Below are 24653 nucleotides of genomic sequence, written 5' to 3' on the forward strand. Positions count from 1 at the left end.
AAGGAGCCACCATGACCGTCCCGCCCACCCCCCGCCGCACCGACACCACCCCCTGGACACCCGACCAGCGCGCCGGCACGTGCGCCATCGCCCCCAGCCCCGAGCTGCGGGAGCGCTGGACGCGCGAGCTCGGCAACCGCGTCCGCCGCCAGCGCGACGACGCCGTCCCGATCGCCTTCGAGGGTGACCCGCACCGCGTCGGCTTCAACGACGGCGTCATCATCCCGCCCGACGCGTTCCCGGCCGGCACCCCCGAGACCACCATCCGCAACGCCGCGGCCGATCGCGCTCCGCTGCGCGGCAGCGTGCGGGCCGCCGTCGTCCTGGTCGACTTCTCCGACAAGCCCATGCAGGCCTCCACCGGTCAGCTCAACGACCTGTTCTTCTCGACCGGCGTGCTGCCCCACGGCAGCGTCACCGAGTACTTCACCGAGGTCACCGGCGGCCTGGTGTCGCTGACCGGTCAGGTCGTCGGGCCCTACCGCATGCCCCACACCCTCGCCTGGTACGCCAACGGCGGCGCCGGCATCGGCCGCAACGGCACCGACTTCCGTTCGCCGATCCTCGCCCAGGACGCCGCCGCGGCGGCGACGGCCGACCTCAACTTCGCGCCGTACGACAACGACGGCAACGGCTACGTGGACGCCTTCGTGGTCGTCCACGCCGGCCGCGGCGCCGAGGAGACGGGCAGCATGGGCGACATTTGGTCGCACAAGTCGACGCTGCCCGCCGAGTACGCCACCGACGGCACCCGCATCTACGGCTACCTCACCATCGGGGAGGACGCCAAGATCGGCGTCTCGGCCCACGAGCTGGGCCACCTGCTGTTCGGTTTTCCCGATCTGTACGACACCGACGGCTCCTCCGAGGGCGTCGGCGAGTGGTGCCTCATGGGTTCGGGCAGCTGGGGCGGCGGTGGCGACATCCCGACCCACCCGGGCGCGTGGTGCAAGGCGCAGCAGGGCTGGGCGCCGGTCACCAACGTCACCACCAACGGCACGCTCACCATCGCATCCGTCGGGTCCGGCGGCGGGGTGTTCCGGTTGTGGCGCGACGGCGCCCCCGGGCAGGAGTACTTTCTCGTCGAGAATCGGCAGCGCACCGGGTACGACCAGAGCCTGCCCGGCGACGGGCTCGTGCTGTGGCACGTCGACGACGCCAAGTCGACCAACCGTGACGAGAACCACTACAAGGTCGGCGTCCTGCAGGCCGACGGGGCCCGCCACCTCGAGACCGGGGCGAACCGTGGCGACGCCGGCGATCCTTTCCCGGGCTCGTCGGGCACGACCACGGTGACCAAGGACAGCTCCCCCGGCACCCGCTCCCACGCCGGGGCGGACACGCTGGTGTCGCTCGCGAACGTCAGCGCCTCCGGCGCCACCATGACCGTCGACGTGACGGTTCGGGAGTTCGTCAAGAACGCCAAGGAGATCCAGAAGGAGGTGAAGGAGTCCCTGAAGGACGGGAAGGAACTCCGCAAGGATGTACTGCCCGACGGCAAGAGCCGCGCGAAGGACATCAAAGATGCCCTCAAGGACGCCAAGGAGGTCGCCAAGGACGCCAAGGACGGCCGCAAGGATCTCAAGGAGATCGCCAAGGATGCCAAGGACCTCCACAAGGACGTCAAGGAGGCCGCCAAGGACGCCAAGGACGGCCGCAAGGAGATCAAGGAGGCCGTCAAGGACATCAAGGAGGCCCGCAAGGAGTTCCGCGAGCTTCCCCCGATCGGCCGACCCCTCGCGGTGAGCGGTGCCGACGACGGCGGCGACCTGGCCGGCCGCGTGGCCGCGCTGGAGGAGGCTGTCGCCACGCTGCTCGGTGAGCTGGCTCCCGAGCCCTGGGAGCCGTTCATCGGCGCGGACCTGCGGCCCGATCTCATCGGCTCCGGCTCACCAGCGGATCCGTCGCTGGAGCAGCGCCTGGCGGCCGGGGACGCCGGCGCCAAGCGCGAGTTCGACGGCGCGGCGGGCTGATCGCCATGCCGACGACGCGACGGCCCCTCGTGACCATCGTGGCGGACGCCGACGACACCGGCGCCAGGGCCACCGCGCAGGCGGTGGCCCTGGCCGCCGGGTGCGGCACGCGTCACACCGTGTGGCTGGTGCCCACCGACGCCCTGGCCCGGGGGCGCTGGCACCACACCGTCGACCCCGACGGCACCCCGCGCACCCACGTCGAGCCCTGGCCGCACCGCCGATCGCTGGCCGACGACCAGGTCGGCGTCGTGTGGTTCCGGTCGCGGTGCCCCGCAGTCACGCCGAGCCACGGCGCCGGAACCGCCGCCGACCGGGCGTACGCGGCGACCGAGCTGGCCGCGCTGTTCAGCAGTTGGCTGCTGGGCCTGGGTGACCGGGTGGTCACCCGGCCCGAGGGCACCAGCCCGGCGGGGGCCGCGTGGGATGCCACGGTGTGGCGCGCCCTGGCCGCCGCCCGGGGCGCGGCCGTGTCCACCGATCCCGCGAGCCGGCGGGTGCTCGTGGCCGGCGACCGAGTCGTGGGCGCGGCCACGGACGCCGAGGCGACCCTCGCGCGCGACCTCGCTGAGCAGGCCGCGTCACGCTGCTTCGAGCTGACGCTCGACGCCCACGGGCGCGTCGTGGACGCCGGCGTCACCCCCGCCCTGACGGGGCCGGGGCACGTGGCGGCGGCGGCGGGCCTGCTGCTCCGACTGGCCGCCCGGGGGGTGGCGGCATGATCTGCTTCCACGGCTATGGCGACGACCCGGCGCTGGCCCGCGCCGTGGCGGCGGCCGAGCGGGCCGGCGTCCACCACGTGGTCGTCGACCAACAGCAGCTCACCGGCGTCGAATTCGAGCTCGCCGACGACGGCACCCACGGCCAGGTGCGCCTGCCGGGCCGGCGCGTCGCCCTGACCGACCTGACCGGGTGCTATGCCCGCCCGCTGGCCCCCCTACCGTCCCCGGACGCCGCGACCGCGGCCCGCGAGGCCGAGCTCGCCGGCCGGATGGTCGCGTGGCTGGACGCCGCCCCGATCACCGTGTTGAACCGGCCCCGCGCCATGCACTCCAACGGCAGCAAGCCGTACCAGGCCCAGCTGATCGCGGCGGCGGGGTTCGCCGTGCCCCGTACCCTGGTGACGACCGACCCCGACGCCGTGCGGGCGTTCGTCGCCGAGGTCGGCCCGGTGGTGTTCAAGTCGGTCAGCGGGGTGCGGTCGGTGGTCCGGGTGCTGGACGAGGCGGCGGCCGAGCGGCTGGAGCAGGTGCGCCACCTGCCCACCCAGTTCCAAGCGCGCGTGCCGGGCGTGGACGTCCGCGTGCACGTCGTGGGTGAGCGCTGCTTCGCGACCCGCATCGAGAGCCCGGCCGTCGACTACCGCTACGCCGAACGGGACGGCCTGACCGCCGAGCTGACGGCCTGCGAGCTGTCGGACGAGCTCGCCGAGCGCTGCGTGCGCCTGGCCGCCGCGTTGGGCCTCGTCCTCGCCGGCATCGACCTCAAGCTGGCCCCGGAGGGTCACGCGACCTGCTTCGAGGTCAACCCCATGCCCGGTTACAGTTTCTTCGAGGCGCACACCGGGCAACCGATCAGCGAGGCCATCGTGCAGCACCTCGCTGACGTCCCGGCCCTGGTCTGATGCGGCGCCCAACCCGGGAGGATCGATGACAGCTCCGATCGAGAACCGCACCCGCCTCCGCGGCACCGTGCTCGGGCGACGGCCGCACCCCGACGTGGCGCGCTGGGACGTCCTCACCCTCGACGCCGCCGCGGCCGAGCCCGTCGACGGCTGGACGGATCTCCTGAGCGGTGCGCGCGGGCAGGTCGAGGTCAACGTCGACGCGTCCGACCTGCCCGAGGGCGATCTCGTGGGCTGGATCTTCGTGGGCGTCGTGCGGGTCGTGGGGAGCGGTGCGATCGCCGCGCTGCCCGCGGCGGCTCCCGGCGCGTCGACCACGCTCTCGCCACCGGACGGACCAATTCTCCACTGATCGGTCGCCACGAGCACAGCAAGTGAAAATGTAAGCCTTTCTGAGGCCGGGGCGGTGCTGTTAGCGTCAGCAGGATCATCCCGCCGGTGAAGGATTCCTGCTCTGCCCCTGCTGCGTCCGGTCGCCCTCGTCCTGGCCACCGTGGCGAGCCTCACGCTCGCCACCTCCACCGCCGCGGCGGCGCCCGCGACCACCCACCCCAGCGCCCCCGCGGACACCGTCACCTTCACCTGGGGAGCCAAGAACGAGCTCACGGTCACCGTGCCCACCCGCAGCACCGACGGGTGCACCGACGTCGTCACCGTTGAGATCCACCCCGCAGGCGGCGGCGACCCCGTCGTGGCCCAGCCGGTCGACACCGACCCGCGCGCGACCGCCTTCACCGGCGCTGTCGGGGCGTGGACGGGCCGGGAGCCGGCCTACGTGGCGGTCGATCGCGCGGCGACGTGCGGCACATCCCACGGCACCCACCCGGGCGCGGCTGCCGAACGCCCCGGCCCGTGGTGGTTCGGTGGCCTGGACGCCAACCCGCGCCTGTCCTCGGCCAAGCTGGCCTGCCCGTCGGGCCTCGAACGGTCGCCGATCCTGCAGACACACGCCGCCTCCCACTTCCACGACTACGTCCTCCCCACGGTCGACCCCCACACGCCGATGCTGGTCGACCACGGCGAGCTGGGCGTCGCCGTGGAGAGTTCCACGAGCCGTGACGGATGGAGTGTCACGCTCGCCACGGCACCCCCCAAGGATTTCTGCGGCAACACTGTTCGCGGGCCTGACCCGTACGTGCCGCCGGCCACCAGCGCCTTCATCGACGTCCGCGCACCGCAGCAGTTCGCCAAGGAGATCGCCTGGATGGCCTCGGCCGGCATCTCGACGGGGTACCGATCCGGCAGCAGCGCGCGCTACCTCCCCCTGGAACCGGTGGAGCGCGGCGCGATGGCCGCCTTCCTCTACCGCGCCGCGGGCAGCCCGGCCTTCACCCCACCGGCCGCGACGCCGTTCGCCGACGTCGCCCCGAACCACCCCTTCTATCGCGAGATCACCTGGCTGTACGCCGAGGGCATCTCCACCGGCTGGGTCGAGAACCGTCGTCGGACCTTCCGCCCCGACGCCTCGATCAAGCGGGACGCCATGGCCGTCTTTCTCTACCGCTGGGCCGGCCGTCCGGCGTTCGACGTGCCGGTGCGCTCCCCGTTCACCGACCTGTCACCCCGCCAGGACTTCTACGCGGAGATGACGTGGCTGGCGTCCACCGGCGTCTCCACGGGCTGGGCCGAGGCCAACGGCACCAGCATGTTCCGCGCCCTGGAGCCCATCCGGCGCGACGCCATGGCGGCCTTCCTCTTCCGCGTCAACGCTCGCTGAACCGTCCAACGACGGACGCGGGCCGCCCAGTGTTCGCGCGACCGCGACGCCTCACCCCCGCAACTCATCGTCGACCCGCCCCGCGGTGACAGCGAGGGCTGAGAACAGCGCCGGCACCTCGCTGGGCGGCCAGCCGGCCAGCCCGCACGAGGGGGTCAGCACGATCCGCTCGGCGGCCACCGGCCCCAGTTCGAGCGGTCGCAGCACCTGCAGCACCCGGCGCGTGAGGGCGTCCGCCGCGGGCGCGACCGGCGGATGCGTCGGCGCGCAGCCGAGCCACAGGTCATGCCCGGCCTCGAGGTGGGGGGCGACGGCGTCCCACGTCGCCGGCGTCAGGTGATTCTGGTCGAGGGCGACGCCGCTGAAACCGGCCCCGCCCGCGCCGAGCACCAGCTCCACGTCGAGACCGGGGGCGCAGCAGTGCAGCACGTCGCCCCCCACCTCGCGCAGCAGCTCGGCGGCCTCGGACCGTTCGACGGACCGGTGGCGGAAGTAGCCCCCCTCCGTGGGCACGGCACCGGCGAGCACGGCCGGCAGCGAGGGCTCGTCCACCTGCAGCACGACCGCCACGCCGGGCAGGCGCCGCTCGATGTCGGCCCGCAGGTCCGCCACACCGGCCGCGAGGGCCTGGGCCACGTCGCGGCGCGCCACCCGATCCCCCAACACCCGCCCGCCGTGGGGCAGCAGCACGGACGCGGCCAGCGTCCACGGCCCCGCGACGGCCACCTTGAGGGGGCCGGTCAGCCCCTGGGCGTTCTCCTCCAGCAGGTCGAGGTCGTCGCGCAGCGCGGCCCGCGCGCGGCGCAGGTCGAGACCGGGCGCTGCGGTGAGGTGCCACGCGCCGGCGACCACGTCGGCGCCGAGGCCGACCGCGATCCCGAGACCCCGCCCGATCATGCCCGCCCACGGCCCACGCGCGGGGAACTCCGGCAGCCACGGCACGCTCACGGACTCCAGCGCGAGCCGGACGCCCGCACCCACATCCACCCCGGGCAGCGACCCGATCGCCGAGGTGCGCATCAGGCCGCCGCCGCGATCGTGGCGGCGCCCACGACGAGATCCCCGTCGTACGTGACGGCGGCCTGGCCGGGAGCGATGCCGAAGGCAGGCTCGTCCAACGTGATCCGGACGCGGTCGGCGTCCGCCTCGATGGTGGCGGCCATGGGCTCGCCGTGCGCGCGCACCTGCACCAGGCCGCGCCACGCGCCCAGCCGGGGCTCGGCCACCGCCCACGTGGGGCGGATGGCCTCGATGTGAGCCACGGCCAGCGCGTCGTGCGGCCCCACGGTGACGGTGTTGGTCACCGGGCTGATGCCCAGCACGTAGCGCGGACGCCCGTCGGGCGCCGGTGTGCCGAGGCGCAGGCCCTTGCGCTGGCCGACGGTGAACTGGTGGTGGCCGTCGTGGCCGCCGACGACCGCGCCGGCGGTGTCAACGATCTGCCCGGGTCGCTCCCCGAGCTCGCGCCGCAGGAATCCGGCGGTGTCGCCGTCGGCGATGAAACAGATGTCGTGGCTGTCGGGCTTCGCGGCCACGCGCAGCCCCAGCGCGGCGGCCTCGGCCCGCACGTCGGCCTTCACCGACCCGTACAGCGGGAACAACGACCGGGCGAGCTGCGCCTGGGTGAGGACGCCGAGCACGTAGCTCTGGTCCTTCGCGGCGTCGGCGGCCCGGTACAGGCGAGTCTCACCACCGGTCGTCTCGAGGCGGGCGTAGTGCCCGGTGGCCACGGCGTCGAAGCCCAGCGCCAGCCCGCGGTCGAGGACGGCGGCGAACTTGATGCGCTCGTTGCAGCGCAGGCAGGGGTTCGGCGTCCGTCCCGCCGCGTACTCGGCGACGAAGTCGGCCACGACGTCGGCGGCGAAGCGCTCCGAGAGGTCCCAGACGTGAAAGGGGATGCCGAGGGTGTCGGCGACCCGCAGCGCGTCGTTGCTGTCCTCCAGCGAGCAGCAGCCCCGGGCGCCGGAGCGATACGTCTGCGGATTGCGGTTCAGGGCCAGGTGGACGCCGGTCACCTCGTGCCCGTCCCCCACGAGACGCGCCGCCGCCACGGAGCTGTCCACCCCGCCCGACATCGCCACCAGTACCTTCACGGTCAGCCAGTGTAGGGACGCCCCGAAGCCGCGCCGCGCTCAGCCCGCGGCGGCGCGGGCGCGGGGAACGAGGTCGCCCAGCGCGGCGAGCAGAGCGGTGACGTCATCGGCCGTGGTCGACGGGCCGAAGGAGAAGCGGAGCGAGGCGGCGGCGTCCGCCTCGGAACGTCCCATGGCCAACAGCACGTCGCTGGGTTGGTGGACGCCGGCCGCGCACGCCGAGCCGGTGGAGCAGTCGAAGCCCTCGGCGTCCAGGAGCAGGAGCAGGTCGTCGGCCCGGCAGCCGGTGACAGTGGCATGGCAGATGGCCGGGCTCACCCGATCCCCACCGTTGACCACGACGCCGTCCAGCGCGGTCAGGCCTCCCACGAGGTCGGCGCGCAGCCGGCCCAGGCGCTCGGCCTCGCCCTGTTGCTCGGCCACCGCCTCCGCCGCCGCCGCCGCGAACCCGGCGGCCAGCGCGACCGGGACGGTTCCCGAGCGCAGTCGCGCCTCCTGGCCCCCGCCGAACGTCACCGGTGCCAGGCGGACGCCGCGCCGCACCACGAGCGCCCCGACGCCGACCGGCCCGCCGATCTTGTGGGCCGAGAGACTCATCGCGTCCAACCCCGACGCCGCGAACACCAGCGGCACGTGGCCCAGCGCCTGCACCGCATCGCTGTGCACCAGCGCTCCGGCGCGGCGTCCGGCGGCCAGGACGGCGTCCAGTGGCTGGAGCGTGCCGGTCTCGTTGTTCACCGCCACGACGGAGACGACGGCCACCGAGGCGTCGAGGGTGGCCAGCGCGCGGGGAGTCACGACGCCGTCGGCGTCCACCGCGAGCCAGTGCGCGCGGTCTGCGCCCAGGGACGCCACGGCCTGCGCCACCGCCGGATGCTCCACCGTGCTGGCCGCCACGCGCGGCCGCCCCAGGGCGGCGCCCGCCGCGGCGCCGCCGAGCACCGCGAGGTTGTCGGCCTCGGTGCCGCCGGAGGTGAACACCACCTCGGTCGGGTGGGCGCCCACCGCGTCGGCGAGCTGCTCGCGGGCGTCCTCGAGCCGCGCACGGGCGCGTCGGCCGGACGCGTGGGTCGAGCTGGGGTTGCCGACGAGCGATGCCGCCGCGGCCCACGCCGCCTCGGCAACCGGCCGCAGGGGGGCGGTCGCGGCGTGATCGAGGTGGCGGCGCATGAGGGGCAGCCTACGGTGCGGCCAGGGCACCGACGTTTCGCTGTGCGGCCCTCCTTTGGCACTATGGATGCCCCGCCCCCGGTCTCCCGCCGAACCGTCGAACCGTCGAAAGAAGTCCATGTCGCGGCCCACGCTGCCCCGCCCGGTCGATTCCGGCACCCTTGGTGCGCACGTCAACGCCGAGGGAACCCGATTCAGCCTGTGGGCACCCCGCGCCCACCGGGTCGAGCTCGTGCTCGTGGACGACCGGCTCCGCCAGGCCAACCTCGATCTCGAGCACGCCGACGACGGCGTGTGGAGCACGTTCGTGCCCGGTGTCGGCGACGGCCAGCGCTACGGCTACCGGGTCCACGGCCCGTGGAGCCCAGAAGACGGCGAGCGCTTCAACCCGGCCAAGCTGCTCCTCGACCCCTACGCCCGCGCGATCACCGGCGGCGTCGACTACTCCGGGCCGATCCTCGACCACACCGCCGAATCCGACTACCTGCCCGACCCGACCGACTCGTTCGGTGCGGTGCCGCTGAGTGTGGTCGTGGCGCCCTCGCCCGCCCCGACGCCGCTGGAGCGGCCCCTGCGCCCCGACGAGCTCGTGGTCTACGAGACCCACCTGAAGGGCTTCACGCAGCTGCACCCCGCCGTCCCCGAGCACCTGCGCGGCACGTACGCCGGGTTCGCCTACCCCGCCGTCGTCGCGCACCTGGTGGAGCTGGGCGTCACCGCCGTGGAGTTCCTGCCGCTGCACCACTTCGTCTCCGAGCCGTTCGCCGTCGGACGCGGGCTGGTGAACTACTGGGGCTACAACACGCTGGGGTTCTTCGCCCCCCACGGCCAGTACTCGAGCTCCGGCACGCTGGGCCAGCAGGTCGCCGAGTTCAAGCAGATGGTCTCCGCCCTGCACGGGGCGGGCATCGCGGTGATCCTCGACGTGGTGTACAACCACACCGCCGAGGGTGGCCACGAGGGGCCGACGCTGTCGTTCCGCGGCATCGACCACGCCGGCTACTACCGCCTCACCGACGACCTGCGCAATGACTACGACGTCACCGGCTGCGGCAATGCCGTCGACACCTCGGTGGGCGGGGTGCTCGACCTGGTGCACGACTCGCTGCGGTACTGGGTGACCGAGATGGGCGTGGACGGCTTCCGGTTCGACCTCTGCACCACGCTGATCCGCGACGAGCTGCACCACGTGCGTCAGGACCACGCGTTCAAGCAGACGTTGGCCGACGACCCGGTCTTCGCCGACACGATCATGCTGTCCGAGCCGTGGGACCTCGGCCCGTACGGCTACCAGGTCGGCCGCTGGGGGCGCGGCTGGGGCGAGTGGAACGACCGGTTCCGCGGCTTCACCCGCGACTTCTGGCGCGGAGCCGTCGGTGGCGTCGAGGAACTCGCCACCCGGCTCGCCGGCTCCGCCGACATCTTCGACCACGACGGACGCCCCGGCACCAGCAGCGTCAACTTCGTGACGGCCCACGACGGCTTCACGATGCGCGACGTGGTCACCTACGACCTCAAGCACAACGAGGCCAACGGCGAGCGCAACCGCGACGGCACCGACGACAACCGCTCGTGGAACCACGGCTACGAGGGCGAGACCGACGACCGCGCGATCATCGCCGCGCGGCACCGCACCGCCCGCAACCTGATGGCCACCCTGGTGCTGAGCGTCGGCACGCCGATGGTGCTGGCCGGTGACGAGATGGGCCGCACCCAGGGCGGCAACAACAACGCGTACTGCCAAGACACCCCGGTCTCGTGGGTGAACTGGCGCTCGGCCGGTGAGTGGGCCGACCAGACCGAGCTGACGGCGACCCTGCTGCGGCTGCGCGCAGCGCACCCGGTGCTGCGCCCGGCGGCGTTCCGCCGGCGCAGTGAGGTGACCGACGCCGAGGGCCACGGCCTGGGCCGGTGGGAGTCGGCCTGGTTCTCCGAACACGGCACGGAGATGTCCATCGAGCAGTGGCACGACCATGGCCGGCGCTGCCTCGGCATGTATGTGAGCGACGCCCACGAGGCGTTCTTCATCTTCTTCCACGCCGGCCACGAGCCCGTCCCGGTGACGCTCCCGGGCGCACCGTGGGCGTCCGGCTATCGCGTGGAGGCCCACACCGGCGAGCCGGGAGAGCTGCCGACGACCCGCCTCTCCCCGGGCCGCACCGTCGAGGTGCCGGGCCGCACCGTGGTCGTCTTCAACGCCACCGTGCCCCGCCGCGCCCGCCGCGCCACGCGAGCCGGCTGAGCTGGGCCCGGACGCGGCCGCGGCTGCGCGCGGACAGGTGGGTGCAGTAGTTTGGCCCCTGTGACGCAGACCCCTCAGCCCCAGCCCGCACCGGCTCGCGCCGGCTCCCCGAAGGCCGCTCACCCCGGGCGTGTCGCTGTCGACCTGACCCCCACCCGCACCGTCCCCCGCGGGTTCGGCCGCATCCCGGTGACGAAGGTGTCCCCCGTCATCGAGGGGGGTGCCTACCCCGCCAAGGCGGTGGTCGGCGAGGCCGTCCCCATCCGCGCCAAGGTGTTCCGCGAGGGCCACGACGCCGTCAACGCCTCGGTGGTGCTCACCGACCCGGACGGCAACGAGACCCGCCACCCCATGAAGCCCGTGGCGCCCCGCGGCCTCGATCCGTGGGAGGCCTGGGTGCGCTTCGACACCGAGGGGCCCTGGACGTTCCGCGTCGAGGGCTGGTCGGACCCGTGGGGAACGTGGCTGCACAACGCCGAGACCAAGCTGCCCGCCGGCGTGGACGTCGAGCTGGTGTGCCTCGAGGGCCGCGACCTGATGGAGCGCACCGCCCGGGCCGCCGAGCAGGCCGGGGAACCGGTGGAGGCGTCCATCCTGCGGGCCACCGCCCAGCTCATGATTCCCCAGCGACCCGTCGCGGACCTGCTGGACGTCGCCGCGGGCTCCGGCCTCGCCCGCGCCATGGAACTGCACGGGCCGCGTGAGCTCGTCTCCCCCACCGCCGACTTCCCGGTGTTCGTCGATCGCAAGCGGGCCCTGTTCTCCTCGTGGTATGAGTTCTTCCCCCGCTCGGAGGGAGCGACGTGGGATGCCGACAGCGGTACGTGGACCTCGGGCACCTTCGACAGCTGCCACGCCCGCCTCGAAGAAATCGCCGCGATGGGGTTCGACGTCGTGTATTTCCCGCCCATCCACCCCATCGGTGAGGCGTTCAGGAAGGGCAGGAACAACACCCTCGAACCCACGGACGTCGACCCGGGCTCGCCCTGGGCGGTCGGTGGCGCGGCGGGGGGCCACGACGCGATCCACCCCGACCTCGGCGACTTCGAGAGCTTCGACCGCCTCGTGGCGAAGGCGAACGAGCTGGGCCTCGAGATCGCCCTCGACTTCGCCCTGCAGGCCTCGCCCGACCACCCGTGGGTGACGGAGCACCCCGAGTGGTTCACCACACGGCTGGACGGCACGATCGCGTACGCGGAGAACCCGCCGAAGAAGTACCAGGACATCTACCCCATCAACTTCGACAACGACCCCGAGGGCATCTACAACGAGGTCCTGCGGATCCTGAAGCTGTGGATGGGCCACGGCGTCCGGATCTTCCGCGTCGACAACCCGCACACCAAGCCGGTCGAGTTCTGGGGCTGGGTGTTCGAACAGATCCGCGCCACCGACCCCGATGTGCTGTTCTTCGCGGAAGCCTTCACCAAGCCCGAGATGATGCACGCCCTCGGCAAGGTCGGGTTCCACATGAGCTACACCTACTTCACCTGGCGCGTGACGAAGGAGGAGCTCGAGGAGTATCTCGGTGAGCTGAGCCGGGACATGGACGCCTTCTACCGGCCCAACTTCTTCGTCAACACCCCCGACATCAACCCGTTCCACCTGCAGACGGGCAACCCGGCGATCTTCGCCATCCGGGCCATCCTCGCCGCCACGCTGTCCCCGTCGTGGGGTGTGTACTCCGGCTTCGAGCTCTTCGAGCACGCCGCGCTCGCGCCCGGGCGCGAGGAGTACCTCGACTCGGAGAAGTTCGAGTACCGCCCGCGCGACTACGCGGCCGAGCCGAACCTCAACATGCTCCTGGGGACGCTCAACGCCATTCGGCGGGCCCACCCCGCGCTGCAGCAGCTGCGGCAGATCGACTTCCACTTCGCGCCCCACGAACGGCTGCTCGTGTTCAGCAAGACCGACGGCGACGACCGGGTCATCGTGCTCGTCTCGCTGGACCCGGACAACACCGTGGAGTCGGAGGTGCAGCTCGACCTGACGACGCTGGGTCTGGCGGCCGACGCGCCGTTGCGCGTCCGCGACGAGCTCACCGGGGCGACGTTCACCTGGGGGGCGCGCAACTACGTGCGCCTGACGCCGGCGCAGCCGGCCCACATCCTGGCCGTGCTCTGAGCACCGCCCGTCGGAGAGGAACCATGACCGCGCTTCACGACGCCTGGACCGCCCACCTCGAGACCGTCCGCTGGTTCGGCGGCAAGGGCTCGGGAGCACGGGTGGTCCACCTCGAGCCGCTGGCGTGGTGGACGCCGCCGGACGCTGACCCCGCCGTCCGCAGCGAGATCGCCACGCTGGAGGATCCCCGGGGCCGCACGGAGCACTACCAGTTCCTCGTCGCCCACCACGGCGGGGCCGCTCCCGACGGTGCGACCGTGCTGGGCGCCGACCCCGACACCGGGGCGGCCATCACCGACGCGACGACCGACCTCGTCGCGCTGGCCGCGTTCGTGGCCGCCACGGCCCCCGACTTCGCGGGTGTGCCCGTCGGCGTGTGGGCCGGGGAACAGTCCAACACCACGCTCACGCTCGGCGACACCGACCTGTACAAGCTGTTCCGCAAGGTCGAGCCCGGGCCGAACCTCGACACCGAGGTGCTGGTCGCGCTCAGCGGCGGGGCCGTGCCGGAGGTCCGCCACCGCCTCGTCGGTGACTGGCCGGCCGGCACCCTCACCGACCTCGGGAACATCTGCGAGCGCATCGCGGGCGCCACGGATGGCTGGGTGCTCGCCACCCGCGCCTGCGCCGACGAGCGGGACTTCGCCGACGAGGCCCACGCCCTGGGCGTCGCGCTGCGGGCCGTCCACGACCAGTTGCGCGACGCGTTCGGCGAGCAGACGGCCTCCGGTGACGTGCTCGCCGGCGTCATGGGCGAGCGCCTGGACGCCGCGCTGGATGCTGCGCCTCAGCTCGCGGAGCACGCGGACGCCCTGCGCGCACGCTTCGACGCGCTGCGCGGCAGCGAACTGCGCACGCAGCGCGTCCACGGCGACTTCCACCTCGGGCAGACGCTGGCCAGCCCCGCCGGCTGGACGATCATCGACTTCGAGGGCGAACCGGCGAAGACCGCGGCCGAGCGTCGCGCCTTCGACTCGGTGTGGCGCGACGTGGCCGGCATGACACGCTCCTTCGACTACGCCCGCTCCGCCCACGCCGACCCGTCCGGGCCAGGTGCCACACGATGGGCAGATCGGGCCCGGGAGGGGTTCCTCCAGGGCTACTGTGAGGGCACCACCCAGGCGGCGGTGCTCACGGCGTACGAGACGGACAAGGCGGTCTACGAAGTGCTGTACGAACTGCGCAATCGACCCGACTGGGTCGACATCCCCCTGCGCGCCGTCAGCGACACGGGCTCCGGCCACCACCCGGCCACCCACCACCCGAGCATGACCGACCACAGGAACACCGAGCACAGCAACACCGAGCAGAGCAAGGAGCGATGATGGCGCACGATCCCTTCGGCGGATTGACCGGCCGGGACCTGGAGGGGTTCCACAACGGCGGCGACACGGAGCTCTGGAGGCGGCTCGGCGCGCACGTCGTCACGCTCCACGACGACGAGCGCGGTGAGGTCACCGGCACGCGTTTCGCCGTGTGGGCGCCGAACGCGCGCGAGGTGCGCATCAACGCGGACTTCAACTGGTGGACCGGCGATGCCATGCAGCTCGTGCCCGGCTCCGGCGTGTGGTCGCTGTTCGTCGAGGGCGTCGGTGAGGGGACGCTGTACAAATACAACATCCTCGGTGCCGACGGTCAGTGGCACGAGAAGGTCGACCCGATGGCGTTCTTCGCCGAACAGGCGCCGGCGAACTCCTCCATCGTCTACGCCTCCCGATTCGGGTGGGGTGACGACGCCTGGATGGACGAGCGTCGTGCGAAGAACCAGCAGCACGAGCCGATGAGCATCTACGAGGTGCACCTGGGCGGCTGGCGCAAGGGCAAGACGTACCTGGAGCTCGCCGAGGAACTCGTGGAGTACGTCCAGTGGCAGGGCTTCACCCACGTGGAGTTCCTGCCGGTCACCGAGCACCCGTTCGAGCCCAGCTGGGGCTACCAGGTGACGAACTACTTCGCGCCGCAGAGCCGCCTCGGCAAGCCCGACGAGTTCCGCTACCTGGTCGACCGGCTCCACCAGGCGGGCATCGGCGTCATCCTCGACTGGGTGCCCGGCCACTTCCCCAAGGACGCCTGGGCGCTCGGCCGCTTCGACGGCACCGCCCTGTACGAGCACGCCGACCCGCGCCAGGGCGAGCACAAGGACTGGGGCACCTACATCTTCAACTACGGCCGCAACGAGGTGAAGAGCTTCCTGGTCTCCAACGCGCTCTACTGGGTGCAGGAGTTCCACATCGACGCCCTGCGGGTCGACGCCGTGGCGTCCATGCTGTACCTCGACTACAGCCGCGAGGCCGACGAGTGGGTGCCGAACGAGTTCGGCGGCAACCACAACCTGGAGGCCATCGACTTCCTGCGCTACGTGAACCGCCACCTGTACGAGCGCGTCCCCGGCGTCCAGCTCATCGCGGAGGAGTCGACCAGCTTCGCCGGTGTCACCCAGCCCACCAACCTCGGCGGCCTCGGGTTCGGCTTCAAGTGGAACATGGGCTGGATGAACGACTCCCTGCGCTACCTCGCGCTGGAGCCGATCTACCGCCAGTGGCACCACCACGAGATGACGTTCGCAATGGTGTACCAGTACACCGAGAACTTCATCCTGCCGATCAGCCACGACGAGGTCGTGCACGGCAAGGGCTCGATGATCAACAAGATCCCCCAGGACGCCTGGCGCCAGTTCGCCACCCTGCGCGCCTTCTACTCCTTCATGTGGGCCTTCCCGGGCAAGCAGTTGCTGTTCATGGGCCAGGAGTTCGGCCAGCGCAGCGAGTTCAACGAGGCCGTCAGCCTCGAATGGTGGGTCTCGGACCTGTGGGGTCACCAGGGCCTGCAGCGCCTCGTGAAGGACCTCAACGAGCTCTACGTCGCGCACCCCGCGTTGTGGCAGCTGGACGCCGACCCCGCCGGTTTCCGGTGGATCAACGCCGACGACGCCAGCCGCAACACGTTCAGCTGGGTGCGCCGCGACGCCGACGGTCAGCAGATCGCCGTCATCGTCAACTTCAGCTCCGAGCCGTGGTACGACTACGAGATCGGTCTGCCCGAGCTCGGGCGATGGACCGAGGTGTTCAACTCCGATGCGGACGTGTACGACGGCTCGGGCATCGGCAACATGGGCGAGGTCATCGCCACGCCGGGCCAGTGGGAGAACTTCCCCGCCGCCGCCTCGGTGCAGGTGCCCCCGCTCGCGGCCGTGTTCCTGCGCTACGACGGACCCGTCGACGAGAAGCCGGCCGCGGCCAGCGAACCCGTGGTCGAGTCCTCCTCGGCGGGCGGCGGCACGGGCGAGCTCTCGGCGGTGGACGCGCTGTCGGCGTCCGGCCCGATCACGCCCGCCACCGACGCCGACGTGGAGCCGACGGCCTAGGTGGAGCCGCCGCAGGTGATGGTGTGGCTCCTGCGTGAGGGATCCGAGGGGATCCTCACGTGGGAGCCGACCGACGACCGCGCCGGGCTCGAACGCGGCCTGGCGAAGGCCGTGCAGGAGGGCTTCGGCGTCGCGCAGCTGCACCGCCTGAGCGCCAAGGTCGACCCGTCGGACGCCGTCGGACGCCGGGCGCTGCACCGGCAGGGGTTCCGCCTGGAGGGCCGGCTCCGCGGCGCCGTCCCCCACCCCGACCAGACGTTCGGCGACGCGGTTCTCTACGCCCGGCTCGCCGACGACACCACGCAGGGCCGCGACGGCTTCACCGCCGTGATGAACACCGTCACCCCCCGCAAGAGACTGATCGCCCACGCGCTGGTGACGGACGCCGCCGGCAACGTGCTGCTGTGCGCCACATCGTTCAAACCCGACTGGGAGTTGCCCGGCGGCATCGTGGAGCCGTTCGAGTCCCCCGTCACCGGGTTGCGCCGCGAGATGGCCGAGGAGATGGGGTGGGCGCCGACCGTCCACGGCCCCCTCGTCGTGGACTGGCTGCGTCCCTACCTGGGCTGGGAGGACGCCGTGGAACTCGTCTTCGCCACCGAACCGGTGGCCGAGGCCGAGCGCGGGTTGGCGACACCGGACGGGGTCGAGATCTTGGCGCTGCACTGGGTACCACCGGCCGTCCTGGACGCCCACATGACCCCCTTCGGTGCCGCCCGCGCCCGCTCGGCGCTCCGCGCGCTGGCCGAGGGCACGACGCTCTACACCGAGGGCGGCGAGCTCCTCGGGCCCTGAGGGCGGGCCGGGGCGGGCGGGGCAACCGACCGCGCGTCCGGCGTCCGGGTTGGGCCACCGAGGCAGCCTCGGTAGACTGAGGGCTTCCCCCACCCGTTTCGTCCACCGTTCGAGCCAAGGGGATCCACCATCTTCGACCGCACGCCGCTGTTGGGCATGGCCGTCCTGCTTCTCGCACTGGGCGGCTGCGCCGTGACGCCGCCACCGGCACCCACGCCCGACGTTGAGCCTCCCGAGCCGACCCCGTCGGCCACGGCGACGCCGACCCCGACCCCCGAGCCGCCGCAGGACGGCGTCTTCCCCACGCGGATCTTCGCCGACGACTCGCCCTTCTACCAGACGCTGCCGGACGACACCCCGGTGGCCGAGTACTCCGACGAGCTCATCAGCGGCGTGGTGCGGATGACGCAGGAGTACTACGGTTCCCCGAGCAACCCGACCGTGGACATGAACTACCACCGCTACGCGCTGCCCATGTATCTCGCCACGAACGACGATCCGATCGCCGAGTTCACGGGCTACAACTGCCAGGACAAGTCCGACGGCTGGGACGACACGCTGATCGGCACGCACCTGGCCGACGTGCACATCCCTGCCGACGCAGTGCCGGATGACTCGACCGACCGCTCCATGGTCATCTACAACGTCGACACCGACCGGCTGACCGAGACGTGGGTGACGGCCAAGGAGGACGACGGCACGTGGTCGGCGTGCTGGGGCGGCAGCATCGAGGACGCGAGCACCTCCCTCGGCCAGTTCGACCGGCCCTACGGCGTCGCGGCGGCGGGCGTGTCCTACGCGGCGTTCCAGATCCGCCCCGAGGAACTCCAGCGCGGGTACATCGACCACGTCATCGGCATCGCGCTGCCCGAGGTGAAGGCGGACGTCTACTCGTGGCCGGCCAACCGGACCGACGGCACCGTGCACGGCCTCGCGATCGCGGAGGGCCAGCTCCTGCGCCTGCCCGCCGATCTCAACCTCGACGACTACAACCTCTCCCCCCTGGCCCGCACCATCGCCCGGGCAGCGCAGGAGTACGGGATCATGGTGGTCGACGTCGCCGGGTCGGTGACGTTCATGGCCCAGCACGAGATCTCGGCCGCCCCGGGCGCCTACGACGACCTGTTCCGCGACAGTTCGCCCCGCTCCGAGCTGGCGGGCCAGGAGGGTGAGGATCCCTTCCCCATCGACCAGCTCGAAGTGCTGCCCCGCGACTACCGGGCACCCGGGACCCGCGAGGACGACTGACTAGTTGACGCGCTGGCCGCGCAGGTCGGGGTGTGTCCGGCGCCAGCGCTGCCCGCGCGCCGCGACGACCCGGCTGGCCAGTGGCCCCGGCAGCTGCGCCAGCACCGCCAGGCGCAGGGCCTCGAGGCTCGGACGATCGCGCAGCGCGGCGCGGGCAGCCCGACGAGCCACGCCCGCGTCCCCCAGGCCGATCGCGGCCCGCGCGAGACGCACGTTCAGGATCGCTCGGGCCGACTCGACGTCGGCCACCCCCTCATAGGCGCCGGATTCCAGCGCGTGGGCCAGGGCGCGGCTGGAGCCGCACAACTGGCGCACCAGGCCGGTCGAGGTGTCGGCGGCCGGGTGGAGGCGGTAGTCGACGAGACGCTCGGCGACGTGGTGGCCGGCGGCGTCGTGGCCGCACAGCTCCAGGACGATGTGCAGGTCGAACGCCGTCGCGGTGTCCTCCGGCACGGCATTCCAGTCGACGAGATCACGGCGGAAGACGGTGGCGTTGAGTGGCACGACGCCACGGATGGCGTACGGCGCGAGCGGCCGGATCAGACCGGCGGGCACGTAGGCCAACTGCTTGGAGGCGTCGATGCGCTCCTGGGCGCCGTCGAGGTGCTCCCCCGCGGGCCCCACGAAGCGCATGTCGGAGAACGCGAGCACCAACTGGTCGTCGGCCAGCAGCGGCGGCATGACGCGCGCGAGGAACTCGGGGTGCCAGGTGTCGTCGTCGTCGAGCTTGGCGGCGAACGGCGTCCGTGCCGCGCCGAAGCCCTCGACCGCGTTGCGCATGAGCCCGATGTTCTCCGGACGACCCACGTAGGTGAAGCGCGAGTCCTCCAATTCACCGATCATGGTCTTCACCTCAGGGTCATTGGCGTTGTCACAGACCAGGACGACGAAGTCCGTGTAGGTCTGCGCGCGGAGCGAGCCCAGCGCGATCCGGAGCAGATCGGGCCGGCGGTAGGTGGGAACCACGACGGTGAGCTGAGGCATGGCGACTTCCTGTCCAAAAGATGGTGACCCCGCCATCGTAACCCGCAATAGCGTCGCGGAACCGGAATGGCCACGACATTTTCACCTCCGTCACCCCCGTGGGTGACAAGGGCGCGACCCACCCCCGGGCGGGTGACATCCCCAGCCCATTGCTCGAGGATTCCGCATCCTTTCCCGAGTCCCCCGAGGGGGTGACTTTGCCGCGCAACCACGCTCCAACCATGATCCAGACGCCTCTTTGATGTGGAAATGGCACCCCGGTGGGAGTAGTGTCCGTGATGAGATCGAATGCGACGACGAGCCGCCGCAAATGACAGTTTCTGGGGGGAAACAATGGTCCACAACACCCATCCTGCGCGCCCGGACGCCGAGGGGGCGTCGTGAAGGCCGTGATCCTCGCCGGGGGCCTCGGGACCCGGCTGAGCGAGGAAACCGGCACGCGCCCCAAGCCCATGGTCGAGGTGGGCGGCCTGCCCATCCTCTTCCACATCATGTCCACCTATGCCAGCCACGGCATTGAGGACTTCATCGTGTGCGCCGGCTACCGCCGCGAAGTCATCACCGACTGGTTCTCCAACTACCAGATGCGGTGCTCGGACGTGACGTTCGACCTGCAGACCGGGGAGCGCACCGTGCACCGCACGCACGCCCTCCCGTGGCGGGTGACGGTGGTCGACACCGGCCCGGCCACCATGACGGGCGGGCGCCTGAAGCGCGTCCGCGACCACATCGGCGATGAGACGTTCTGTTTCACGTACGGCGACGGCGTCAGTGACGTGGACGTCACCGCGACGATCGCCTCCCACCGTGAGCGGGGCGGGCTGGCGACGATGACCGTCGTCCAGCCGCCCGGGCGCTTCGGGGCGATTGCGCTTGCCGAGGGCGAGACCCGCATCGACAGCTTCCGCGAGAAGCCGGACGGCGACGGCGCGTGGGTGAACGGCGGCTACTTCGTCTGCGAGCCCGGGGTCATCGACTACATCGACGGCGACGCCACCGTCTGGGAGGCCGAGCCGCTGCAGCGCCTCGCGTCCGACGGGCAGCTCAACGCCTACCGCCACCGGGGCTTCTGGCAGCCGATGGACACCCTGCACGACCGCACCAAACTCGAAACGCTCTGGAACGAGGGCCGCGCGCCCTGGAAGGTGGAACTCGCCTCATGAAGATCCTCATCACCGGCACTGACGGCTACCTCGGCTGCCTGCTCGCCCCGCTGCTGGCCGCCGACGGCCACGAGATCGTCGCCGTCGACACCGGCTTCTACCGCAACGGTTGGCTCTACAACGGCCTCGCCTCGATCCCGCAGACGCTGTCGAAGGACATGCGCCACCTGACCGAGGCCGACTTCGAGGGCGTCGACGCCGTCGTCGCCATGGCCGAGCTGTCCAACGACCCCGTGGGTGACCTGGTGGGGCCGATCACCTTCGACATCAACCACAAGGGGTCGGTGCACGTCGCCGAGACCGCCAAGCGAGCCGGCGTCGAGCGCTTCGTCTACATGAGCTCCTGCTCGGTGTACGGCGTGGCCGACGGGGAGGTCGACGAGACCTCGGCCGTCAACCCGCAGACCGCGTACGGCGAGTGCAAGCACCTCACCGAGCTGGACCTCTGGAAGCTGGCCGACGACTCCTTCCACCCCACCGCGATGCGCAACGCGACGGCCTTCGGCGCGTCGCCCCGCCAGCGCTTTGACATCGTGCTCAACAACCTCTCCGGCCTCGCGTGGGTCGAGAAGAAGATCGCGATGACGTCGGACGGGACGCCGTGGCGTCCGATGGTGCACGCCCTCGACATCGCCAAGGCCATCCGGCTGGCCCTGGCCGCGCCCGTGGAGAAGGTGCACGCGGAGGCCTTCAACGTGGGCAGTTTCGCCAACAACTACACGGTGCGTCAGATCGCCGAGACCGTGGCGGACGAGTTCCCCGGCTGCGAGCTCAGCTTCGGGGCTCCGGGCCAGGACAACCGCAGCTACAAGGTGCGCTTCGACAAGATCGAGGAGACCCTCGGCTTCTCGTGCGACTGGGATCTGGCGCGCGGCGCGAAGCAGCTGCACCAGGTCTTCGAGGCGATCCAGCTGGACGCCGACACGTTCTACGGCCGCGGACACACCCGGCTGAAGCAGATCCGCTGGCTGCTCGAGACCGGCCAGGTGGACGCCCAACTCTTCTGGAAGCAGGTTTCCGCATGAAGTTCACCCCCACCGAGGTCGAGGGCTGCTGGATCATCGATCTGGAGCCCCACTCCGACGACCGCGGGTTCTTCGCCCGCTCCTACTGCGCCGACGAGTTCGCCGAGCACGGCATCCACGACACGCCCGTGCAGGCGAACACGTCGTTCAACCACGCCAAGGGCACGATGCGCGGCATGCACCGCCAGATCGCGCCGGCGTCCGAGGGCAAGCTCGTCCGCTGCACGGCCGGCCGCCTGACCGACTGCTGCCTCGACCTGCGTGAGGACAGCCCGACGTTCGGCAAGCACGTCATGGTCGAGCTCTCCGCCGAGAACCACCGCGCCCTGTGGGTGCCGCCCTACTGCGGGCACGGGTTCGTCACGCACGAGGACAACACCGAGGCCACCTACATGGTGACCGGCCGGTACTCCCCCGAGCACGAGCGCGGCAGCCGCTACGACGACCCGGCGTTCGGGCTGCAGTGGCCCGAGGAGATCGTGGTCGTCTCCGACAAGGACGCCAGCTGGCCGGACTGGGACGGGAAGCCGATCCGATGATCATCACCGACACCTTGTTGGCCCGGCGCCAGGCCGAGGGCCGGCCGGTGCGCGTCGGCGTGGTCGGCCCGGGCTTCATGGCCCGCGGCATGATGAACCACATCCACCACACCACGCCCGGCATGGAGATCGCGGCCGTGTTCGCGCGGTCGGTCGACAAGGCACACGCGGCACTCGAGTACGCCGGCTACGCCAAGGGCGAGACCACGGACGCCGACAACGCGGCCGGTATCGACCAGGCCGTGGCCGCCGGCCAGGTGGCGGTGACCGACGACTTCACCGCGCTCACCGCCGCCGACAGCGTCGACGTCGTGGTGGACGCCACCGGTCACGTCGAGTTCGGCGCCCACCTGGCCCTGTCCGCGATCGAGAACGGCAAGCACCTCGTCCTGCTCAACGCGGAGGTCGACGCCACGATCGGCACCGTGCTGGCCCGGCGCGCCGCGGCGGCCGGGGTGGTCTACTCGGGCATGGACGGCGATCAGCCGGGCGTCCAGATGAACCTCATCCGGTTCGTCCGCGGCCTCGGCCTCACCCCGGTGGTGGCCGGCAACATCAAGGGCTTGCAGGATCGCTTCCGCAACCCCACCACCCAGGAGGGCTTCGCCCGCAAGTGGGGGCAGGACCCGCACATGGTCACCAGCTTCGCCGACGGCAGCAAGGTCAACGTCGAGCAGGCGCTCGTCGCCAACGCGGCCGACCTGTCGGTGCACCGGCGCGGCTGCCTCGGGCGTGACTTCCCCGGCCACGTGGACGACCTGACCACCGAGTACGACGTCGAGGAGTTGCGCGCCCTCGGTGGCGCCGTCGACTACGTCGTGGGCACCAAGCCCGGCCCGGGCGTCTACGTGCTCGCCACGCACGACGACCCCAAGCAGCAGCACTACCTCAACCTCTACAAGCTCGGCGAGGGGCCGCTGTACAGCTTCTACACGCCCTATCACCTGTGCCACTTCGAGGTGCCGGCCACGATCGCCCGCGCCGCGCTGCTCGGTGACAGCTGCATCGCGCCGCTGCTGGACGACCACGGCCCCCGCGTCGAGGTCGTCACCGTGGCCAAGCGCGACCTCAAGGCCGGCGAGACGCTGGACCGGATCGGCGGCTACACCTACTACGGCGAGTGCGAGAAGGCGTCCGTGCAGCGCGCCGAACGCCTGCTGCCGCTCGGCCTGGCCGAGGGCTGCGTCCTCACCCGCGACATCGCGACCGACGAGGTCATCTCCTACGCCGACGTGACCGTGCCCCAGGGGCGGTTGTCGGACGCGCTGCGCGCCGAGCAGGACGCCGCCGCGTCCCCGGTCGCAGCCGGGGAGGGAGACCGATGACGCAGCGACCGTACGACTTCTGCGTCATCGGGGGCGGCATCGTCGGTCTGGCGACCGCGCTCACGCTGCTCCAGCGGCGTCCGGGCAGCAGCCTGGTCGTCCTGGAGAAGGAGGACCGCGTCGCCGCCCACCAGACGGGGCACAACAGCGGCGTGATCCACGCGGGCATCTACTACACCCCGGGCAGCATGAAGGCGCGCTTCTGCAAGGAGGGCGCGGCCTGGACGCGCCGCTTCTGCGACGAACACGGCATCGCCTACCGCAACACCGGCAAGTTGATCGTCGCGACCAACGACGTCGAGGTGACCCGGCTGGACGCGCTGTACGAGCGCGCCCGCACGAACGGCCTCGACGTCGAACTGCTCGACGCGGCGGAGATTCGGCGCCGCGAGCCGAACGTGGTGGGCCGCAAGGCCATCTTCCTGCGCGACACGGGCATCGTCGACTACCGCGCGGTCTGCCGGCAGATGGCGACCGAGATCGAGCGGCTCGGCGGGGAGATCCGGCTCGGGACGCGCGTCAGCGGCATCCACGAGTCCCTCTCCGAGGTGGGCGTGACCACCGGCACCGGGGACGCGGCCCACACGCTGTACGCCACGCGTCTTGTGGTGTGCGGCGGCATCCAGGCCGACCGGCTCGCCGCGATGGCCGGGCTGGAGCCGGACTTCCAGATGGTGCCGTTCCGCGGCGAGTACTACCGGCTGCGGCCCGAGCTCAACGACATCGTCGGCACGCTCATCTACCCGGTGCCCGACCCCGACCTGCCGTTCCTGGGCGTGCACCTCACGCTCATGATGGACGGCGGGGTGACGGTCGGCCCCAACGCCGTGATGGGCTTCGCCCGCGAGGGCTACCCCAAGCTGTCGGTGAACGCCCGCGACCTCGTGTCGTTCGCCCGGTTCCCCGGGTTCTGGAAGCTCGTGCCCGGCGTGCTGCGCACGGGCCTGGCCGAGCAGTGGGACTCGCTGTACAAGCCGGGTTACCTCAAGCGCGTGCAGAAGTACTGCCCACAGGTGACCCTGGCCGATCTCCGGCCCGAGCCGGCCGGCATCCGCGCCCAAGCGGTCAATGCCGACGGCACGATGATCGAGGACTTCCGCTTCCTGCAGACCGACCGGATGCTCCACGTGGTCAACGCACCCTCCCCCGCGGCCACCTCGGCCATGCCGATCGCCGCCCACCTGGCCGACCAGGTGCTGGGCGGGGCCACGGCCGACTGACAGCCACCCCTGCCCCGGCGTTTCCGGCCCCGCGTCCTCACGGACCGGGG

19 protein-coding genes and 1 pseudogene are annotated in these 24653 nt (G+C 71.7%); 16 read left to right on the forward strand and 4 right to left on the reverse strand.

What is annotated here, in order from left to right; translation table 11 throughout:
- The first annotated feature begins 11 nt into the window (after positions 1-11).
- From PCC79_RS09325 to PCC79_RS09345, 5 genes are all read left to right on the forward strand, one after another.
- The gene (locus PCC79_RS09325) at positions 12-1973 is read left to right on the forward strand and encodes a M6 family metalloprotease domain-containing protein (RefSeq protein WP_342371661.1); all 1962 of its coding nucleotides are present in this window, start codon (positions 12-14) and stop codon (positions 1971-1973) included.
- 5 nt (positions 1974-1978) lie between these two features.
- A complete protein-coding gene (locus PCC79_RS09330; protein ID WP_232547791.1) occupies positions 1979-2695 on the forward strand; it encodes a hypothetical protein in 717 nt (238 codons plus the stop codon).
- Positions 2692-3597, forward strand: a complete 906-nt coding sequence (locus PCC79_RS09335; RefSeq protein ID WP_232547790.1) for an ATP-grasp domain-containing protein — start codon at positions 2692-2694, stop codon at positions 3595-3597. The genes PCC79_RS09330 and PCC79_RS09335 overlap by 4 nt, the downstream gene beginning before the upstream one ends.
- A gap of 25 nt (positions 3598-3622) precedes the next feature.
- On the forward strand, positions 3623-3949 hold the full coding sequence (locus tag PCC79_RS09340) for a hypothetical protein (protein ID WP_232547789.1): 327 nt from the start codon (positions 3623-3625) through the stop codon (positions 3947-3949).
- A 141-nt stretch (positions 3950-4090) separates the two neighbouring features.
- Positions 4091-5314 carry an S-layer homology domain-containing protein gene (locus tag PCC79_RS09345; protein WP_342371662.1) on the forward strand — a complete coding sequence of 408 codons (1224 nt, stop codon included), beginning with the start codon at positions 4091-4093 and terminating at the stop codon, positions 5312-5314.
- 51 nt (positions 5315-5365) lie between these two features.
- On the opposite strand, the gene PCC79_RS09350 is transcribed toward PCC79_RS09345, so the two are convergent.
- Genes PCC79_RS09350 through PCC79_RS09360 form a run of 3 tightly spaced genes read right to left on the reverse strand, consistent with a single transcriptional unit; the run spans position 5366 to position 8577 of the window.
- A complete protein-coding gene (locus PCC79_RS09350) occupies positions 5366-6334 on the reverse strand; it encodes a methionine synthase vitamin-B12 independent (protein WP_232547787.1) in 969 nt (322 codons plus the stop codon).
- Positions 6334-7407 (reverse strand): tRNA 2-thiouridine(34) synthase MnmA, encoded by a 1074-nt coding sequence (mnmA, locus tag PCC79_RS09355; RefSeq protein ID WP_332836144.1) that lies wholly within the window; start codon positions 7405-7407, stop codon positions 6334-6336. The genes PCC79_RS09350 and mnmA overlap by 1 nt, the downstream gene beginning before the upstream one ends.
- Positions 7408-7446: 39 nt before the next feature.
- Entirely contained in the window at positions 7447-8577 is a 1131-nt protein-coding gene (locus PCC79_RS09360; RefSeq protein WP_232547786.1) for a cysteine desulfurase family protein, read from the reverse strand.
- A gap of 118 nt (positions 8578-8695) precedes the next feature.
- Between PCC79_RS09360 and glgX the strand changes: the two genes are divergently transcribed.
- From glgX to PCC79_RS09390, 6 genes and pseudogenes are all read left to right on the forward strand, one after another.
- On the forward strand, positions 8696-10819 hold the full coding sequence (gene glgX, locus PCC79_RS09365; RefSeq protein WP_232547785.1) for a glycogen debranching protein GlgX: 2124 nt from the start codon (positions 8696-8698) through the stop codon (positions 10817-10819).
- Positions 10820-10879: 60 nt separating this feature from the next.
- Positions 10880-12940 (forward strand): maltotransferase domain-containing protein, encoded by a 2061-nt coding sequence (locus PCC79_RS09370; RefSeq protein ID WP_416046548.1) that lies wholly within the window; start codon positions 10880-10882, stop codon positions 12938-12940.
- Positions 12941-12963: 23 nt separating this feature from the next.
- Positions 12964-14265, forward strand: coding sequence for a phosphotransferase (locus tag PCC79_RS09375; protein ID WP_342371663.1), 1302 nt, complete (start codon positions 12964-12966; stop codon positions 14263-14265).
- Positions 14265-16148: pseudogene (gene glgB, locus PCC79_RS09380) on the forward strand (1,4-alpha-glucan branching protein GlgB); the annotation flags it as partial. The gene PCC79_RS09375 and the pseudogene glgB, both read left to right, overlap by 1 nt.
- Positions 16149-16304: 156 nt before the next feature.
- Positions 16305-17099, forward strand: a complete 795-nt coding sequence (locus tag PCC79_RS09385) for an NUDIX hydrolase (protein ID WP_342371665.1) — start codon at positions 16305-16307, stop codon at positions 17097-17099.
- A gap of 156 nt (positions 17100-17255) precedes the next feature.
- Complete coding sequence (locus PCC79_RS09390) at positions 17256-18347, forward strand: hypothetical protein (RefSeq protein WP_342371666.1); 1092 nt, start codon at positions 17256-17258, stop codon at positions 18345-18347.
- On the opposite strand, the gene PCC79_RS09395 is transcribed toward PCC79_RS09390, so the two are convergent.
- Positions 18348-19331 carry a glycosyltransferase family A protein gene (locus tag PCC79_RS09395; protein WP_342371667.1) on the reverse strand — a complete coding sequence of 328 codons (984 nt, stop codon included), beginning with the start codon at positions 19329-19331 and terminating at the stop codon, positions 18348-18350.
- A 380-nt stretch (positions 19332-19711) separates the two neighbouring features.
- On the opposite strand from PCC79_RS09395, the gene rfbF reads away from it, so the two are divergent.
- From rfbF to lhgO, 5 genes are read left to right on the forward strand one after another with little or no spacing between them, the layout of a single operon-like run.
- The gene (gene rfbF, locus PCC79_RS09400; RefSeq protein WP_232547771.1) at positions 19712-20494 is read left to right on the forward strand and encodes a glucose-1-phosphate cytidylyltransferase; all 783 of its coding nucleotides are present in this window, start codon (positions 19712-19714) and stop codon (positions 20492-20494) included.
- Complete coding sequence (locus PCC79_RS09405; RefSeq protein WP_342371668.1) at positions 20491-21519, forward strand: SDR family oxidoreductase; 1029 nt, start codon at positions 20491-20493, stop codon at positions 21517-21519. Before rfbF ends, PCC79_RS09405 begins: the two co-directional genes overlap by 4 nt.
- The gene (gene rfbC / locus PCC79_RS09410) at positions 21516-22058 is read left to right on the forward strand and encodes a dTDP-4-dehydrorhamnose 3,5-epimerase (RefSeq protein WP_232547769.1); all 543 of its coding nucleotides are present in this window, start codon (positions 21516-21518) and stop codon (positions 22056-22058) included. Before PCC79_RS09405 ends, rfbC begins: the two co-directional genes overlap by 4 nt.
- On the forward strand, positions 22055-23383 hold the full coding sequence (locus tag PCC79_RS09415; protein WP_342371669.1) for an NAD(P)H-dependent oxidoreductase: 1329 nt from the start codon (positions 22055-22057) through the stop codon (positions 23381-23383). Before rfbC ends, PCC79_RS09415 begins: the two co-directional genes overlap by 4 nt.
- Positions 23380-24603, forward strand: a complete 1224-nt coding sequence (lhgO, locus tag PCC79_RS09420; RefSeq protein WP_342371670.1) for an L-2-hydroxyglutarate oxidase — start codon at positions 23380-23382, stop codon at positions 24601-24603. The genes PCC79_RS09415 and lhgO overlap by 4 nt, the downstream gene beginning before the upstream one ends.
- The last annotated feature ends 50 nt before the right edge of the window (positions 24604-24653 follow it).

It is taken from the genome of Propioniciclava soli (assembly GCF_038502305.1).
Lineage (GTDB): Bacteria > Actinomycetota > Actinomycetes > Propionibacteriales > Propionibacteriaceae > Propioniciclava > Propioniciclava soli.